Here is a 16,112-nt window from a genome sequence, read left to right on the forward strand (position 1 = left end):
ATGTTCGAGCGTTTGCGAGAAGATATCCAGAGTGTTTTCCACCGTGACCCGGCGGCGCGCAACGCCTTTGAAGTGCTGACCTGCTACCCGGGCATGCACGCGATCTGGATTCACCGCCTGTCCGGCGCGTTGTGGGGCATGGGCTGGAAATGGCTGGCGCGCGTGGTGTCGAACTTCGGCCGCTGGTTGACCGGCATCGAGATTCACCCGGGTGCCAAGGTGGGGCGTCGCTTCTTTATCGACCATGGCATGGGCATTGTGATTGGCGAGACCGCCGAAATCGGTGATGACGTGACCCTGTATCAAGGCGTGACGCTGGGCGGCACCACCTGGAATAAAGGCAAGCGCCACCCGACTTTGGGTGATGGCGTGGTGGTAGGAGCGGGCGCCAAGGTGCTCGGTCCCTTTACGGTGGGTGCCGGTGCCAAAGTAGGTTCCAATGCTGTGGTGACCAAGGCCGTGCCGCCTGGCGCCACCGTTGTGGGCATTCCTGGGCGGATCATCGTCAAGCCGGAAGTTGGCGATGAGCAGGAAGCCAAGCGCAAGGCCATGGCTGAGAAGATCGGCTTCGATGCTTACGGCGTCAGCGAAGACATGCCTGACCCCGTGGCGCGTGCCATTGGGCAATTGCTTGACCACTTGCAGGCAGTCGACGGCAAGCTGGACGGCATGTGCGGCGCGTTGAAGGAGCTGGGCAGCAGCTATTGTGCGAAAGATCTGCCTTCGCTGCGCGAAGAAGACTTCGCTGAGATCAAGAGCGAACACGCTACAACCAAGGCTGGGTGAGCGCGGTCCCCTGTGGGAGCTGGCTTGCCTGCGATAGCGGTCTGCCAGCCACCTTCTCATTGCTGATCCACCGCTTTCGAGGGCAAGCCAGCTCCCACATTTGATCTCCACTGGTCTTGAGATAAGGCTTGGGCCCTGTTCCCGCTGTTCGATCCCACCCCATCCTGCTATGATTCGCGCGCCCTTTTTACGGGTAATCCTGACTAAAGTACTAGGTCTTATAGTTGACTTAAATACTCGGGAATCGCATACTTGCTCCCATTCTGAAACACCTTGGTACTTGTCCATGAGACTGACTACAAAAGGCCGATACGCGGTAACCGCCATGCTTGACCTGGCCTTGCACGCGCAAACTGGGCCGGTGTCCCTGGCCGATATCTCCGAGCGCCAAGGCATTTCCCTGTCCTACCTCGAACAGCTGTTTGCCAAATTGCGCCGTAGCAACTTGGTTTCCAGCGTGCGTGGGCCGGGTGGTGGCTACCAACTGTCCCGCGACATGCAGGGCATTCAAGTAGCCCAGGTGATTGACGCGGTCAACGAATCCGTCGATGCCACCAAATGCCAGGGTTTGGGTGATTGCCACGCCGGCGACACCTGCCTGACGCACCACTTGTGGTGTGACTTGAGCCTGCAGATCCATGAGTTTTTGAGTGGTATCAGCTTGGCTGATCTTGTGACTCGCCGTGAGGTGCAAGAAGTAGCCCAGCGTCAGGACCAGCGCCGTTGCAACACTAAGGCGCCGCGTCTGGACAAGATCGAAGCGTCCGCCGTCGAGTGACAGCCGCAGAGCTAACGGCACGCCAGCCAGCCTGATTTAGGAGAAAGTCCATGAAATTGCCGATTTACCTTGATTACTCAGCGACCACCCCGGTTGATCCGCGTGTCGCGCAAAAGATGAGCGAATGCCTGCTGGTTGACGGAAACTTCGGCAACCCGGCCTCCCGTTCCCACGTGTTCGGCTGGAAAGCCGAAGAAGCGGTCGAGAATGCTCGTCGCCAGGTTGCTGACCTGGTGGGCGCCGACCCACGCGAAATCGTCTGGACCTCCGGTGCTACCGAGTCCGACAACCTGGCAATCAAGGGCGCGGCGCATTTCTACGCGACCAAAGGCAAACACCTGATCACCACCAAGATTGAGCACAAGGCTGTCCTCGACACCATGCGCCAACTGGAGCGTGAAGGTTTTGAGGTCACCTACCTCGAGCCAACCACCGACGGCATCGTCACCCCGGCCATGATCGAAGCCGCGCTGCGTGAAGACACCATCCTGGTTTCCGTGATCCACGTGAACAACGAAATCGGCACCATCAACGACATTGCGGCCATCGGCGAGCTGACCCGTTCCAAGGGCATCCTGCTGCATGTCGACGCGGCTCAGTCCACCGGCAAGGTCGACATTGACCTGTCGAAACTGAAAGTCGACCTGATGTCGTTCTCCGCCCACAAGACCTACGGTCCTAAAGGCATCGGCGCGCTGTACGTGAGCCGCAAGCCTCGCGTGCGCATCGAAGCTACCATGCACGGCGGCGGTCACGAGCGCGGCATGCGTTCCGGCACCCTGGCGACCCACCAGATCGTCGGCATGGGTGAAGCCTTCCGTGTAGCCAAAGAAGACATGGCTGCCGAAAACGTGCGCATCAAGGCGTTGAGCGATCGCTTCTACAAGCAGGTCGAGAACCTTGAAGAGCTGTACATCAACGGCAGCATGACCGCCCGTGTACCGCACAACCTGAATTTGAGCTTCAACTACGTCGAAGGCGAGTCGCTGATCATGGCGCTCAAGGACCTGGCGGTTTCGTCCGGTTCGGCCTGCACCTCGGCCTCGCTTGAGCCTTCGTACGTGCTGCGCGCCCTGGGCCGCAACGACGAACTGGCACACAGCTCGATCCGCTTTACGTTCGGCCGTTTCACCACCGAAGAGCAAGTCGATTACGCCGCGCAGAAAGTCTGCGAAGCCGTCAACAAGCTGCGCGTTCTGTCGCCGCTGTGGGACATGTACAAAGACGGTGTCGACATTTCCAAGATCGAGTGGGCGGCACACTAAATATAGAAGCCGCCACCCAAGCTCTGTAGGAACGTGGCGGAAAACGCAGGCGTTTTTACAGGGTTCCAGAGCGGCCCTGATGAGTGAGGATTCAGTACCATGGCTTACAGCGAAAAGGTCATCGACCACTACGAAAACCCGCGCAACGTCGGCAAGATGAACGCGGAAGACCCTGATGTCGGCACTGGCATGGTCGGCGCTCCGGCGTGCGGCGACGTTATGCGCCTGCAGATCAAGGTCAACGACGCTGGCGTTATCGAAGACGCCAAGTTCAAGACTTACGGCTGCGGTTCCGCCATTGCCTCAAGCTCCCTCGCGACCGAGTGGATGAAAGGCAAGACCCTGGATGAGGCTGTCACCATCAGCAACACCCAGCTGGCCGAAGAACTGGCCTTGCCGCCAGTGAAAATTCACTGCTCCGTACTCGCAGAAGACGCCATCAAGGCGGCCGTTCGCGACTACAAGCAGAAGAAAGGCTTGATCTAAGCATTTGGCGACGAGTAAGGAGTCAACGATGGCTATCAGCATGACAGAAGCGGCTGCGCAGCACATTCGCCGCTCCCTGAATGGGCGCGGCAAAGGTGAGGGGATTCGTCTGGGTGTTCGCACCACGGGCTGTTCCGGCCTTGCCTACGTGCTGGAGTTTGTCGACGAGGTGGTCGAAGAGGATCAGGTGTTCGAAAGTCACGGCGAGAAAGTGATCATCGACCCTAAAAGCCTTACCTACCTGGACGGCACCGAGCTCGATTTCGTCAAGGAAGGGTTGAACGAAGGCTTCAAGTTCAACAACCCAAACGTGCGCGGTGAATGTGGCTGCGGCGAAAGCTTCAACATCTGAGGCTATCTGTGGGTACTCCTTGTCATTTCGCTTTATTCGAGCTGCAGCCGAGCTTTCGGCTGGACCTCGAGCAGCTTGCCACGCGCTACCGAGAATTGGCGCGTGGCGTGCATCCGGACCGCTTCGCTGACGCTTCCGAGCGTGAGCAACGCCTGGCGCTGGAGAAGTCGGCCAGCCTCAATGAAGCCTATCAGACGCTTAAAAGCCCCCCGAAACGCGCGCGTTACCTGCTCGCGATGAATGGTGGCGAGTTGCCGATTGAAGTCACGGTGCACGACCCGGACTTCCTGATGCAGCAGATGCAGTGGCGCGAAGAACTCGAAGATTTGCAGGACGAAGCCGATGTGGCCGGTGTCGCAGTCTTCAAGCGCCGTCTGAAAGTGGCCCAGGATGAGCTCAACGAAAGCTTCGCAGCCTGTTGGGATGATGCAGCGCAACGTGAACAGGCCGAACGCCTGATGCGGCGCATGCAGTTCCTCGACAAGCTCACCTACGAAGTGCGCCAGCTAGAAGAGCGCCTCGACGATTAACCCAGTGCTGCCCGTGCACGCCTGATAGACAGATAAGACCTGATTACCATGGCCCTACTGCAGATCGCCGAACCCGGCCAAAGCCCTCAACCGCACCAGCGTCGCCTGGCGGTCGGGATTGACCTGGGCACCACCAATTCCCTGGTCGCCGCCTTGCGCAGCGGCCTGTCCGAGCCGCTGCCCGACGCCGATGGCCAGGTTATCCTGCCGTCGGCCGTGCGCTATCACGCCGACCATATTGAAGTCGGTGAGTCGGCCAAGCTGGCGGCGTCCTCCGATCCTTTGAACACCGTGCTGTCGGTCAAGCGCTTGATGGGTCGTGGTCTGTCCGACGTCAAGCAATTGGGCGACCAGCTGCCGTATCGCTTTGTCGGTGGCGAATCGCATATGCCATTCATCGACACCGTCCAGGGCCCCAAAAGCCCGGTGGAGGTGTCGGCCGATATCCTCAAGGTGCTGCGCCAGCGCGCGGAAACCACCTTGGGCGGCGAACTGGTCGGCGCGGTGATCACCGTGCCTGCGTATTTTGATGACGCTCAGCGCCAAGCCACCAAGGACGCGGCGAAACTCGCCGGTCTGAACGTGCTTCGCCTGCTCAATGAGCCGACGGCCGCCGCTGTGGCCTATGGCCTGGATCAGCACGCCGAAGGCCTGGTTGCAATTTACGACCTGGGCGGCGGCACCTTTGATATTTCGATCCTGCGCCTGACCGGCGGTGTGTTCGAAGTGCTGGCCACCGGTGGTGATACCGCCCTGGGCGGCGATGACTTCGATCACGCCATTGCCGGCTGGATCATCACCAGCGCCGGTTTGTCCGCCGACCTTGACCCGGGCGAGCAGCGTCATTTGCTGCAAACCGCCTGCGCGGCCAAAGAAGCGCTGACTGACGCCCGTTCTGTCGATGTTTCCTACGGTTCCTGGTCGGCCCAGCTGACGCGCGAAGCCTTCGACGCGCTGATCGAGCCAATGGTCGCTCGCAGCCTTAAAGCTTGTCGCCGTGCGGTACGTGATTCCGGTGTTGAGCTGGAAGACGTCGCTGCCGTGGTTATGGTCGGCGGTTCGACTCGTGTGCCGCGTGTGCGCGAAGCCGTTGCTGAAGCATTTGGTCGCCAGCCGCTGACCGAAATCGATCCGGATCAAGTGGTTGCCATCGGCGCTGCGATCCAGGCCGATACCCTGGCCGGCAACAAGCGCGACGGTGGCGAATTGCTGCTGCTCGACGTGATCCCGTTGTCCCTGGGGCTGGAAACCATGGGCGGCCTGATGGAGAAGGTGATTCCACGCAACACCACCATCCCCGTTGCCCGCGCCCAGGACTTCACCACGTATAAAGATGGCCAGACGGCCATGATGATTCATGTGCTGCAAGGTGAGCGCGAGCTGATCAGCGACTGCCGTTCCCTGGCGCGCTTTGAATTGCGCGGCATTCCGGCGATGGTGGCCGGTGCAGCGAAAATTCGCGTGACCTTCCAGGTTGACGCCGATGGTCTGCTCAGCGTGGCTGCGCGTGAACTGGGTTCGGGCGTAGAAGCCAGCATCCAGGTCAAGCCGTCCTACGGCCTGACCGACGGCGAAATCGCCAAAATGCTCAAGGATTCGTTCCAGTACGCCGGTGACGATAAAGTCGCCCGCGTACTGCGTGAACAGCAAGTTGATGCGCAGCGCTTGCTTGAGGCCGTACAAGGCGCTCTCGACGCCGACGGCGAGCGCCTGTTGGACGCCGAAGAGCGCATGGTCATCGACCTGCAGATGCAGGAACTGGCCGAACTGATGAAAGGCAACGATGGTTACGCCATCGAGCAGCAGACCAAGCGCCTGTCGCAAGTGACTGATGCCTTTGCCGCCCGCCGCATGGATCAGACGGTGAAAGCCGCACTGGCCGGGCGCAACCTGAATGAAATCGAGGAATAATTAATGCCGCAGGTCATTTTTCTGCCACACGCCGAGCATTGCCCGGACGGTATGGTCGTGGAGGCTGAGACCGGCAAGTCCATTCTCGAAGTTGCCCATGACAACCACATCGAGATCGAGAGTGCCTGCGGCGGTGTTTGCGCCTGCACCACCTGCCACTGCGTGATTCGCGAGGGTTTCAACTCGCTTGAAGAAGCGGATGAGCTGGAAGAAGACTTTCTGGACCGCGCGTGGGGCCTTGAAGCGACTTCTCGCCTAAGCTGTCAGGCAAAGGTTGGGACCGAAGACATCACCGTCGAAATTCCGAAATATTCCCTCAACCATGCGGCTGAAGCACCGCATTGATTCAAGGAAATGTCATGAGCCTGAAATGGGTTGATGTACAAGAAATCGCTATACAACTTGCTGAAGCCCACCCTGAGGTCAATCCTCTGACGGTCAACTTCGTCAAGCTGCGCAATCTGGTGATGGAGCTGCCGGACTTTGACGACATCCCCGACCGGGGTGGCGAAAAGGTTCTGGAGGCGATTCAAGGCCTGTGGATCGAAGAAGCAGACTGAGCCGCCTTATTACGCAGTTAGGCAATACCCAATAACCCGCGTATAATTCGCGGGTTTAATTTTTCGTAAATTACCGTTTCTGGAGTTACACCATGGCTGTTCAACGTACTTTCTCCATCATCAAGCCTGACGCTGTTGCAAAAAACGTCATCGGCGAGATCACCACTCGTTTCGAAAAAGCCGGCCTGAAGGTTGTAGCTTCGAAACTCAAGCAACTGTCCAAAGCTGAAGCTGAAGGCTTCTACGCTGAGCACAGCGCTCGTGGTTTCTTCGGCGACCTGGTTGCCTTCATGATCTCCGGTCCTGTTGTTGTTCAGGTTCTGGAAGGCGAAAACGCTATCGCTCTGAACCGTGAGCTGATGGGCGCTACTAACCCTAAAGAAGCAGCTGCCGGCACCATCCGTGCTGACTTCGCTGAGTCCATCGACGCCAACGCTGTTCACGGTTCGGACTCCGAAGCCGCTGCTGCTCGCGAAATCTCGTACTTTTTCGCTGCTACTGAAGTAACCGCTCGCTAAGCATCGGCTTAAAGAGTGAGGGTGAATCCATGACTACATCGACTGTTAAAACCAACCTGCTGGGTCTGACTCAGCCGGAAATGGAGAAATTCTTCGACTCAATCGGGGAGAAGCGTTTCCGTGCCGGTCAGGTAATGAAGTGGATTCACCACTTTGGTGTCGACGATTTCGACGCCATGACGAACGTCAGCAAGGCCTTGCGCGATAAGCTCAAGGCCATTGCTGAGGTCCGTGGTCCCGAAGTGGTCAGCGAGGACATCTCCAGCGACGGCACCCGTAAGTGGGTGGTGCGCGTGGCGTCCGGCAGCTGCGTCGAGACCGTCTACATTCCCCAGGGCAAGCGCGGCACTTTGTGCGTTTCGTCCCAGGCAGGCTGTGCCCTGGACTGCAGTTTCTGCTCCACCGGCAAGCAAGGCTTCAATAGCAACCTCACCGCCGCCGAAGTCATCGGCCAGGTGTGGATTGCCAACAAATCCTTTGGCAGCGTCCCGGCAACCGTCGACCGTGCCATCACCAACGTGGTGATGATGGGCATGGGTGAGCCGCTGCTGAACTTCGACAACGTGATTGCGGCCATGCACCTGATGATGGACGACCTGGGCTACGGCATTTCCAAGCGCCGTGTGACCCTGTCGACCTCAGGCGTAGTGCCGATGATCGATGAGCTGGCCAAGCACATCGACGTCTCCCTGGCGTTGTCGCTGCACGCGCCCAATGACGCATTGCGTAATCAATTGGTGCCGATCAACAAGAAGTATCCGCTTAAGATGCTGCTCGAATCTTGCCAGCGTTACATGGCGACTTTGGGCGAGAAGCGTGTGTTGACCATTGAGTACACCATGCTCAAGGACATCAACGACAAGGTTGAGCACGCCGTCGAGATGATCGAGTTGCTCAAGAACACCCCGTGCAAGATCAACCTGATTCCGTTTAACCCGTTTCCACATTCTGGCTACGAGCGGCCGAGCAACAATGCTATCCGCCGTTTCCAGGATCAACTGCACCAGGCCGGCTACAACGTCACCGTACGCACCACGCGTGGTGAAGACATCGACGCCGCCTGTGGCCAATTGGTAGGGCAGGTGATGGACCGCACCCGCCGTAGCGAACGTTATATCGCCGTGCGCGAACTTAACGCCGCCGAAGATTTGCCGCAAATTGCTGTGAATCGAATCTGAGAGAGGATCTCTATGCCCTTGCGCCTTGCGCTGCTTTTGCTAGTTACCGGCCTCGCGGCCGGTTGTGTTTCATCGGGCCATGACAGCCCTTTGCAGACGGGTAAAGGCCGTGACGAGGCGCGAGTTGCCTATGTGCAACTGGGCTTGGGTTATTTGCGGCAAGGCATGAGCGAGCAGGCCAAGGTGCCGTTGAAAAAGGCCCTCGAACTGGACAGCGATGATGCCGACGCGAATGCCGCATTGGCTTTGGTGTTCCAGGCCCAGGCTGAGCCTGAGTTGGCCGATCAATATTTCCACAAGGCTTTGGCCTCGCGTCCTGCCGACCCTCGGCTGCTGAACAATTACGGCAGCTTCCTGTTCGAGCAGAAACGTTATGACCAGGCTTCCCGTTATTTCCAGCAAGCCTCCGCCGACGCCCTTTACCCGGAGCGGTCGCGGGTATTCGAGAACCTTGGGGTCACCTCGATGCGCCTCGGCCAGCGTGACAGCGCGCGCCAGCAGCTGGAAAAAGCCCTGCATTTGAACAGTCGTCAGCCACGCGCGTTGCTCGAAATGGCTGAGTTGTCTTACGAAGACAGGCATTATGTGCCGGCACGTGACTATTACGAGCGTTTTAGCCTGCTCAGCGGGCAAAATGCACGTAGTCTATTGCTCGGTGTGCGGCTGGCGACGGTTCATGATGAACGCGATACAGCCGCACGTTTTGGCCAGCAACTCGAACGACTCTATCCCGGTACGCCGGAATATCAGCAATACCTGTCGGAGCAATGATGAAAGCGGCGCACCCGGAAGTTGTAGCAGCTAATCGCGTAAACCCAGGCGAGACCTTGCGTCAGGCCCGCGAAAGCAATGGTTGGTCGCTGGCAGAAGTGGCCCTCAAGCTCAATTTGACCACGACTTCCCTGGGCAACCTGGAAGCCGGCGCGTTCGACAAGCTGCCTGGGCATACCTTCGCCCGCGGCTATATCCGCGCCTATGCCAAGCTGCTGGGCATTGACCAGACCGTGCTGGTCCAGGAATTCGACCAATTTACCGGCACCGACTCTCAGGGCAGCAATGTGCACGGCCTGGGTCGCATCGAAGAGCCGGTGCGGGTTTCCCACACGATTTTGCGCATTGTCAGCCTGTTGCTGCTGATTGCCGTGATCGGCGGCGGTTTCGTCTGGTGGCAAGACCAGGCCTCCCAGCGCAGCAAGGACCTGACCAGCAACGCCATGGAGCACGTCGAAGTCGAAAGCGCCGACGGCACCACCCAGATTCACCCGCTGGACGAGCCGGAAGACCAGGCCGTTGCCGAAGGGCAGGCCGCGCCAGAAGCGCCGGCCACCACCGAGCAGCCCATGCCGGAAGCGGGTACTGCAGCGGCGACTGCTGCCGTGCCGACTCCAGCCGCACCGGCGGCTCCGGCCGCGCCAACTGCCCAGGCCCATACCCCAGCCGTTGCCGCTCAGGCTCCAACGACCGCCGCGCCAGCTGCACCGGCAGCGCCGGCCGTTGCGCCGCCAGCTGCGCCTGCGTTGATCGCCGGTGACGGCCATATCCAGATTACCTTCGTCGCTGACTGCTGGACGCAAGTCACCGATGGCAACGGCAAAGTGCTGTTCAGTGGTTTGAAGCGTAAGGGAGATACGCTTGACCAAGGCGGCAAGCCTCCTTTGACGCTGCGTCTGGGCTTTGCCCGTGGCGCGCAAGTGGCCTACAACGGCCAGCCTGTGGACGTAGCGCCGTTCACCAGTGGCGAGACCGCTCGCCTCAAGTTGGGACAATAGTCATGCACGGCGAATCTCCAATCAAACGTCGCGTATCGCGCAAGATCTGGGTCGGCTCGGTGCCGGTGGGTGGCGACGCCCCCATCGCGGTGCAGAGCATGACCAACAGCGACACCAATGATGTCGCTGCCACCGTCGCCCAGATCAACCGTCTGGAAGCGGCCGGCGTAGACATCGTGCGGATTTCCGTGCCAGACATGGACGCTGCCGAAGCCTTCGGCCGCATCAAGCAGCTCGTCAAGGTGCCGCTGGTTGCCGACATTCACTTCGATTACAAAATTGCCTTGCGTGTCGCCGAGTTGGGCGTCGATTGCCTGCGCATCAACCCGGGCAACATTGGTCGCGAAGACCGTGTGCGCGCAGTGGTGGATGCTGCCCGTGATCGCGGCATTCCGATCCGCATCGGTGTCAACGCCGGTTCCCTGGAAAAAGACCTGCAGAAGAAATACGGCGAACCGACCCCGGCCGCGCTGGTTGAATCGGCGCTGCGCCACGTTGAGCACCTTGAACGCCTGAATTTCCAGGACTTCAAGGTCAGCGTAAAGGCTTCCGACGTGTTCATGGCGGTAGAAGCCTACCGCCTGCTGGCCAAGGAAATCGTGCAGCCGTTGCACCTGGGTATCACTGAAGCGGGCGGTTTGCGCTCAGGCACAGTGAAATCTGCGGTAGGTCTCGGTATGCTGCTCGCCGAAGGGATTGGCGATACTATCCGCATCTCCCTGGCGGCGGACCCGGTAGAGGAAGTGAAGGTCGGTTACGACATTCTCAAATCCCTGCATTTGCGTTCCCGTGGCATCAACTTCATTGCCTGCCCGAGCTGCTCGCGGCAGAACTTCGACGTGGTGAAAACCATGAACGAACTGGAAGGGCGCCTCGAAGACTTGCTGGTGCCACTGGATGTTGCGGTGATTGGCTGTGTGGTTAACGGCCCGGGTGAAGCCAAAGAGGCGCACATCGGCCTGACTGGCGGTACGCCCAACCTGATTTACATCGACGGCAAGCCGTCGCAGAAGTTGACGAATGACAATCTGGTGGATGAGCTCGAAAGACTGATCCGCGAGAAAGCGGCCGAGAAGGTCGCGGCTGACGCAGCGCTGATCGCGCGCGGCTAAGAACGAATTTAAGGATTAGATGTGAGCAAGTCTCTGCAAGCCATTCGTGGCATGAACGACATCCTGCCGGAGCAGACGCCGTTGTGGCGCTACTTCGAAAGCACGGTCGCGCGCCTGCTGGATAACTACGGTTACAAGCAGATCCGCATGCCGATCGTCGAATTCACCGAGCTGTTCAAGCGCTCTATCGGTGAAGTGACCGACATCGTCGAAAAAGAGATGTACACCTTTGAAGACCGCAACGGCGACTCCCTGACCCTGCGTCCGGAAGGCACCGCTGCGTGCGTGCGCGCCGTGCTCGAGCATGGCATCACGGGTGGCGGCCAGACCCAGAAGCTGTGGTACATCGGCCCGATGTTCCGCCACGAGCGCCCGCAGAAAGGTCGCTACCGTCAGTTCCACCAGATCGGTTGCGAAGTCTTCAACCTGGATGGTCCGGACATCGACGCCGAGCTGATCGTGCTGACCTGGCGCCTGTGGGGCCAACTGGGTATCCGCGACGCGGTCAAACTCGAACTCAACAGCCTGGGCACCAGCGAATCCCGGGGCCGCTATCGCGAAGCCCTGGTCGAGTACCTGTCCGCTCACCTGGACAAGTTGGATGAAGACAGCCAGCGCCGTCTGAAAACCAACCCGTTGCGTGTACTGGATACCAAGAACGCCGACACCCAGGCCGTACTGGTCGATGCGCCGAAAATGGCCGACTACCTGGACGACGAATCGCGCACGCACTTCGAGGGCCTCAAGGCTCGTCTGGATGCGGCCGGTATTCCCTACGTGATCAACCCGAAACTGGTGCGTGGCCTCGATTACTACAGCAAGACCGTATTCGAGTGGGTCACCGACAAACTCGGCGCCCAGGGCACCGTGTGTGCCGGTGGTCGCTACGACGGCCTGGTTGAGCAAATGGGCGGCAAGCCGACCACGGGCGTGGGCTTTGCCATGGGTATCGAGCGGCTGATCCTGCTGCTCGAAACCCTGGAGCAGGTTCCGGAAGAAATTTCCCGTCAGGTGGATGTGTACCTGTGCGCCTTTGGCGAGGCCGCCGAACTGGCAGCCCTGGCCCTGAGCGAGAAAGTACGCGACCAACTGCCGAACCTGCGCCTGCAGGTCAATGCCGGCGCCGGCAGCTTCAAGAGCCAGTTCAAGAAGGCCGACAAGAGCGGTGCGCTGTATGCACTGATCCTCGGCGATGACGAGCTGGCCCAGCAAGTGATAGGTTTCAAACCCCTGCGTGGCCAGGGCGAGCAACAGAACATTGCCTTTGATGCGCTTGCCGCGCACTTGGCCACCTGCGTCGTGCAGGGTTGAAGCTGTCGAACAGCCGAATTTAGCGATTAAGGAGTATTGGGGTGTCGAGTACTGATGATGAGCAGATGGCCGAGTTCAAGGACTGGTGGCAGCGTAACGGCAAGCCCCTGGTTACCGGCGGTCTGCTGGCTTTAGTGGTGGTGTTCGGCTGGCAAGCCTGGCACAAGTATCAGGCCAACCAGTCCCAAGGCGCCTCGGTCCTCTATCAGCAATTGCTGGAAACCACGCTCACGCCGGACGGCAAGCCTGATCCTGCCCAGGTTGCAGACCTGGCCGGCAAGCTCAAAAGCGAATTCGGCGGTAGCACCTACGCCCAGTACGGCAGCCTGTTCGTCGCGAAAGTTGCGGTGGACACCGGCAAATTGGATGACGCCGCGACCGAACTGAAGGCCATCGCCGACAAGCCGACCAACCCGACCCTGGGTGAAATCGCACGTCAGCGCCTGGCACAGGTATTGGCGGCACAGAACAAGGCTGACGAAGCACTCAAACTGCTCGACGGCGATGCTGACAAAGCATTTGTGGCCACTCGTGAAGAGCTCAAGGGCGACCTGTTGGTCCAATTGGGTCGTACCGACGAAGCCCATGCTGCGTACCAAAAAGCCAAGGCGGCGCTGTCTGATGAAGCGGCAGTCGGTGGCTTACAAATCAAGCTGGACGACTTGGCCAAAGGGGATGCGTGACGTGATCCGTTGGAAACATGCAGCATTGCTGGCTCTGGCCGTTCTGGCCGCGGGTTGCAGCAGCAACAGTAAAAAAGAACTGCCTCCGGCCGAGCTGACCAGCTTCAAGGAAGAAGTGGTCCTGCAAAAGCAGTGGAGCCGCTCCGTCGGTGATGGCCAGGGCGACCTGTACAACCTGCTGCAGCCGGCAATCGACGGCGAAAACATTGTGGCCACTGACTCCACTGGCGTGATCATTGCCATGGATCGCATGAATGGCGACGTGAAGTGGAAGAAAGACCTCGAGTTGCCGGTTTCCGGTGGCGTGGGTGTCGGCTACGGCATGGTGCTGGTCGGTACGCTCAAAGGCGACGTGGTTGCTCTGGACTCGGCGACGGGCGAAGAGAAATGGCGCGCTCGTGTGACCAGTGAAGTGCTCGCAGCGCCTGCCACCAACGGCGATGTCGTAGTGGTGCAGACCCAGGATGACCGTGTGATCGGCCTGGACGCCGCCACCGGCAACCAGCGTTGGTTGTACGACAGCACCCCTGCGGTGCTGACGCTGCGCGGTACCAGTGGTCCGATTGTGACCAACAACCTGGCCGTTGCAGGCCTGTCGACCGGTAAAGTGGTCGCCCTGGATACCCAGAACGGCGTGCCGGCCTGGGAAACCCGTGTGGCAATCCCTCAAGGTCGTTCCGAGCTGGATCGCGTTGTGGACATCGACGGCGGCTTGCTGCTGTCGGGCGAAACCCTTTACGTGGCCACCTACCAGGGCCGCGTTGCGGCGCTGGACCTGCAAAGCGGCCGCATCAACTGGCAGCGTGATGCTTCCAGTTATGCCGGTGTCGCCCAAGGGTTTGGCAGCGTCTACGTAAGCCTGGCGTCCGGCACCGTTGAAAGTGTCGATGAGCGTTCCACCACTGCATTGTGGAGCAACGACTCTCTGGCCCGCCGTCAACTGTCGGCACCGGAAGTGTTCTCCAGCTACGTAGCGGTAGGCGACTTCGAAGGTTACCTGCATCTGCTGAGCCAAGTGGACGGTCGTTTTGTCGGCCGCGAGCGTATCGACAGCGACGGCCTGCGTGCCCGTCCGCTGGTCGTGGGTAACATGCTTTACGTGTATGGCAACAGCGGCAAGCTGGAAGCCCTGACCATCAAGTAAGAACTATGCTTGGGGTAAAACCCAGGCGGCCCCGCTTCGGCGGGGCATGCGGCATTTGAATATGCTGCCCCGAGCACCAGCCGCTGCCTTGCAGCGGCTTTTGTATTTTCTGAAATAACGAAGTGGAGAGCCGCATGGTTCCCGTAATCGCCCTGGTGGGCCGACCTAACGTCGGCAAGTCCACCTTGTTCAACCGCCTGACCAGGACTCGCGACGCCATCGTCGGCGACTTGTCCGGTCTGACCCGTGATCGCCAATACGGTGAGGCAAAGTGGCAAGGGCGCTCCTACATTATTGTCGACACCGGTGGTATCTCCGGTGACGAGCATGGCATGGACGAAAAGATGGCCGAGCAGTCGCTGCTCGCTATCGAAGAAGCCGATGTCGTGTTGTTCCTGGTGGACGCCCGCGCGGGCTACACCGCTGCCGACCAGATGATTGGCGAGCACCTGCGCAAGCGCAACAAGCGTTCCTATCTGGTCGCCAACAAGATCGATAACATCGATCCTGAGGCGGCCCGTGCCGAGTTCAGCCCGATGGGCCTGGGCGACGCGATCCCGGTCGCCGGTGCTCACGGTCGCGGTATCACCCAGATGCTGGAAATCGCCCTGCGCGACTTCCCTAAGGATGACGCCGAGGAAGAAGAAGGCATCGAGGAGATCGTCGCCGAAGGTGAGGAAGCCAAGCGCATTCCTGGCCCGAGCGAAAAAGACGGTATCAAGATCGCCATCATCGGCCGCCCGAACGTTGGCAAGTCGACCCTGGTTAACCGCATGCTCGGTGAAGACCGCGTAATCGTTTATGACCAGCCCGGTACCACGCGCGACAGTATCTACATCCCGTTCGAGCGTAACGACGAGAAGTACACGCTGATCGACACCGCCGGTGTGCGCAAGCGCGGCAAGATCCACGAGGAAGTTGAAAAGTTCTCGGTGGTCAAAACCCTGCAAGCGATCAAAGACGCCAACGTGGTGATCTTCGTGATGGACGCCCGCGAAGGCGTGGTGGACCACGACCTCAACTTGCTGGGCTTTGCCCTGGAAGCCGGTCGCGCCCTGGTGATCGCGATCAACAAGTGGGACGGCATGACGCCGAGCGAGCGCGATTTCGTCAAGATCGAGCTGCAGCGTCGCCTGTTCTTTGTTGAGTTCGCCGATATCCACTTTATCTCGGCACTGCACGGCACTGGCGTGGGTAACCTCTACGCGTCCGTACAGAACTCGTTCAAGTCCGCGGTCACCCGATGGCCGACCAACCGTCTGACCCAGATCCTGGAAGACGCGGTTGGCGAGCACGCGCCACCGATGGTCAACAACCGCCGGATCAAACTGCGTTACGCCCACTTGGGTGGTGCCAACCCGCCGATTATCGTGATCCACGGTAACCAGATCGAGAAGGTGCCAAAGTCCTATGTGCGTTACCTGGAAAACACCTACCGCCGTGTCTTGAAACTGGTCGGTACGCCGATCCGTATCGAGTTCAAAGGTGGCGAGAACCCATACGAAGGCAACAAGAACACATTGACTGACCGTCAGGTGAACAAGAAGCGTCGTTTGATGACTCACCACAAGAAGGCCGACAAGAAGCGCCGCGACAAGAAATAAGCGCCGCTTCAAGTTCTAAGCTACACGCTGCAAGAGAGGGCTCTTTTTGAGCCCTTTTTTGTGCCTGATGGATTGCTGGCTTGACCTGCTTGCAGCTTGCAGCTTAAAACTTGCAGCTCACCCGA

18 protein-coding genes are annotated in these 16,112 nt (G+C 59.4%); all 18 read left to right on the forward strand.

Going from position 1 to position 16,112, the window contains the following annotated elements; translation table 11 throughout:
- The 18 genes from cysE to der all read left to right on the forward strand — a co-directional run bounded on the left by cysE (nucleotide 1) and on the right by der (nucleotide 15,987).
- Nucleotides 1-786, forward strand: coding sequence for a serine O-acetyltransferase (gene cysE, locus AACV02_RS05075; protein ID WP_106578268.1), 786 nt, complete (start codon nucleotides 1-3; stop codon nucleotides 784-786).
- Between the two features lie 286 nt (nucleotides 787-1,072).
- Nucleotides 1,073-1,564 (forward strand): Fe-S cluster assembly transcriptional regulator IscR, encoded by a 492-nt coding sequence (gene iscR, locus AACV02_RS05080; protein ID WP_003194020.1) that lies wholly within the window; start codon nucleotides 1,073-1,075, stop codon nucleotides 1,562-1,564.
- Between the two features lie 50 nt (nucleotides 1,565-1,614).
- Nucleotides 1,615-2,829, forward strand: coding sequence for an IscS subfamily cysteine desulfurase (locus AACV02_RS05085; protein ID WP_017530022.1), 1,215 nt, complete (start codon nucleotides 1,615-1,617; stop codon nucleotides 2,827-2,829).
- Nucleotides 2,830-2,928: 99 nt separating this feature from the next.
- A complete protein-coding gene (iscU, locus tag AACV02_RS05090) occupies nucleotides 2,929-3,315 on the forward strand; it encodes a Fe-S cluster assembly scaffold IscU (protein WP_003175965.1) in 387 nt (128 codons plus the stop codon).
- A 28-nt stretch (nucleotides 3,316-3,343) separates the two neighbouring features.
- Entirely contained in the window at nucleotides 3,344-3,667 is a 324-nt protein-coding gene (iscA, locus tag AACV02_RS05095; RefSeq protein ID WP_003209680.1) for an iron-sulfur cluster assembly protein IscA, read from the forward strand.
- A gap of 8 nt (nucleotides 3,668-3,675) precedes the next feature.
- Nucleotides 3,676-4,197 carry a co-chaperone HscB gene (gene hscB / locus AACV02_RS05100; protein ID WP_106578269.1) on the forward strand — a complete coding sequence of 174 codons (522 nt, stop codon included), beginning with the start codon at nucleotides 3,676-3,678 and terminating at the stop codon, nucleotides 4,195-4,197.
- 48 nt (nucleotides 4,198-4,245) lie between these two features.
- On the forward strand, nucleotides 4,246-6,108 hold the full coding sequence (gene hscA, locus AACV02_RS05105) for a Fe-S protein assembly chaperone HscA (RefSeq protein ID WP_119736827.1): 1,863 nt from the start codon (nucleotides 4,246-4,248) through the stop codon (nucleotides 6,106-6,108).
- Between the two features lie 3 nt (nucleotides 6,109-6,111).
- On the forward strand, nucleotides 6,112-6,453 hold the full coding sequence (fdx, locus tag AACV02_RS05110; RefSeq protein WP_015885743.1) for an ISC system 2Fe-2S type ferredoxin: 342 nt from the start codon (nucleotides 6,112-6,114) through the stop codon (nucleotides 6,451-6,453).
- 14 nt (nucleotides 6,454-6,467) lie between these two features.
- Nucleotides 6,468-6,668 carry a Fe-S cluster assembly protein IscX gene (iscX, locus tag AACV02_RS05115; RefSeq protein ID WP_003238461.1) on the forward strand — a complete coding sequence of 67 codons (201 nt, stop codon included), beginning with the start codon at nucleotides 6,468-6,470 and terminating at the stop codon, nucleotides 6,666-6,668.
- A 92-nt stretch (nucleotides 6,669-6,760) separates the two neighbouring features.
- A complete protein-coding gene (ndk, locus tag AACV02_RS05120) occupies nucleotides 6,761-7,186 on the forward strand; it encodes a nucleoside-diphosphate kinase (protein ID WP_003175956.1) in 426 nt (141 codons plus the stop codon).
- Between the two features lie 29 nt (nucleotides 7,187-7,215).
- The gene (rlmN, locus tag AACV02_RS05125; protein WP_005791178.1) at nucleotides 7,216-8,364 is read left to right on the forward strand and encodes a 23S rRNA (adenine(2503)-C(2))-methyltransferase RlmN; all 1,149 of its coding nucleotides are present in this window, start codon (nucleotides 7,216-7,218) and stop codon (nucleotides 8,362-8,364) included.
- A 12-nt stretch (nucleotides 8,365-8,376) separates the two neighbouring features.
- The gene (pilW, locus tag AACV02_RS05130; RefSeq protein ID WP_119736829.1) at nucleotides 8,377-9,135 is read left to right on the forward strand and encodes a type IV pilus biogenesis/stability protein PilW; all 759 of its coding nucleotides are present in this window, start codon (nucleotides 8,377-8,379) and stop codon (nucleotides 9,133-9,135) included.
- Entirely contained in the window at nucleotides 9,135-10,133 is a 999-nt protein-coding gene (locus tag AACV02_RS05135; protein ID WP_119736831.1) for a RodZ domain-containing protein, read from the forward strand. The genes pilW and AACV02_RS05135 overlap by 1 nt, the downstream gene beginning before the upstream one ends.
- Nucleotides 10,134-10,135: 2 nt before the next feature.
- Nucleotides 10,136-11,245 carry a flavodoxin-dependent (E)-4-hydroxy-3-methylbut-2-enyl-diphosphate synthase gene (ispG, locus tag AACV02_RS05140; RefSeq protein WP_071485714.1) on the forward strand — a complete coding sequence of 370 codons (1,110 nt, stop codon included), beginning with the start codon at nucleotides 10,136-10,138 and terminating at the stop codon, nucleotides 11,243-11,245.
- Nucleotides 11,246-11,266: 21 nt separating this feature from the next.
- Nucleotides 11,267-12,556, forward strand: a complete 1,290-nt coding sequence (gene hisS / locus AACV02_RS05145) for a histidine--tRNA ligase (protein ID WP_106578273.1) — start codon at nucleotides 11,267-11,269, stop codon at nucleotides 12,554-12,556.
- Between the two features lie 65 nt (nucleotides 12,557-12,621).
- Nucleotides 12,622-13,239 carry a tetratricopeptide repeat protein gene (locus AACV02_RS05150; RefSeq protein WP_177410102.1) on the forward strand — a complete coding sequence of 206 codons (618 nt, stop codon included), beginning with the start codon at nucleotides 12,622-12,624 and terminating at the stop codon, nucleotides 13,237-13,239.
- Complete coding sequence (bamB, locus tag AACV02_RS05155) at nucleotides 13,232-14,383, forward strand: outer membrane protein assembly factor BamB (protein WP_106578274.1); 1,152 nt, start codon at nucleotides 13,232-13,234, stop codon at nucleotides 14,381-14,383. Before AACV02_RS05150 ends, bamB begins: the two co-directional genes overlap by 8 nt.
- Before the next feature lie 134 nt (nucleotides 14,384-14,517).
- Nucleotides 14,518-15,987, forward strand: coding sequence for a ribosome biogenesis GTPase Der (gene der / locus AACV02_RS05160; RefSeq protein WP_106578275.1), 1,470 nt, complete (start codon nucleotides 14,518-14,520; stop codon nucleotides 15,985-15,987).
- Nucleotides 15,988-16,112 lie beyond the last annotated feature (125 nt).

Origin of the sequence: Pseudomonas sp. Larv2_ips (assembly GCF_963879675.1) — a bacterium.
Taxonomy (GTDB): Bacteria; Pseudomonadota; Gammaproteobacteria; order Pseudomonadales; family Pseudomonadaceae; genus Aquipseudomonas.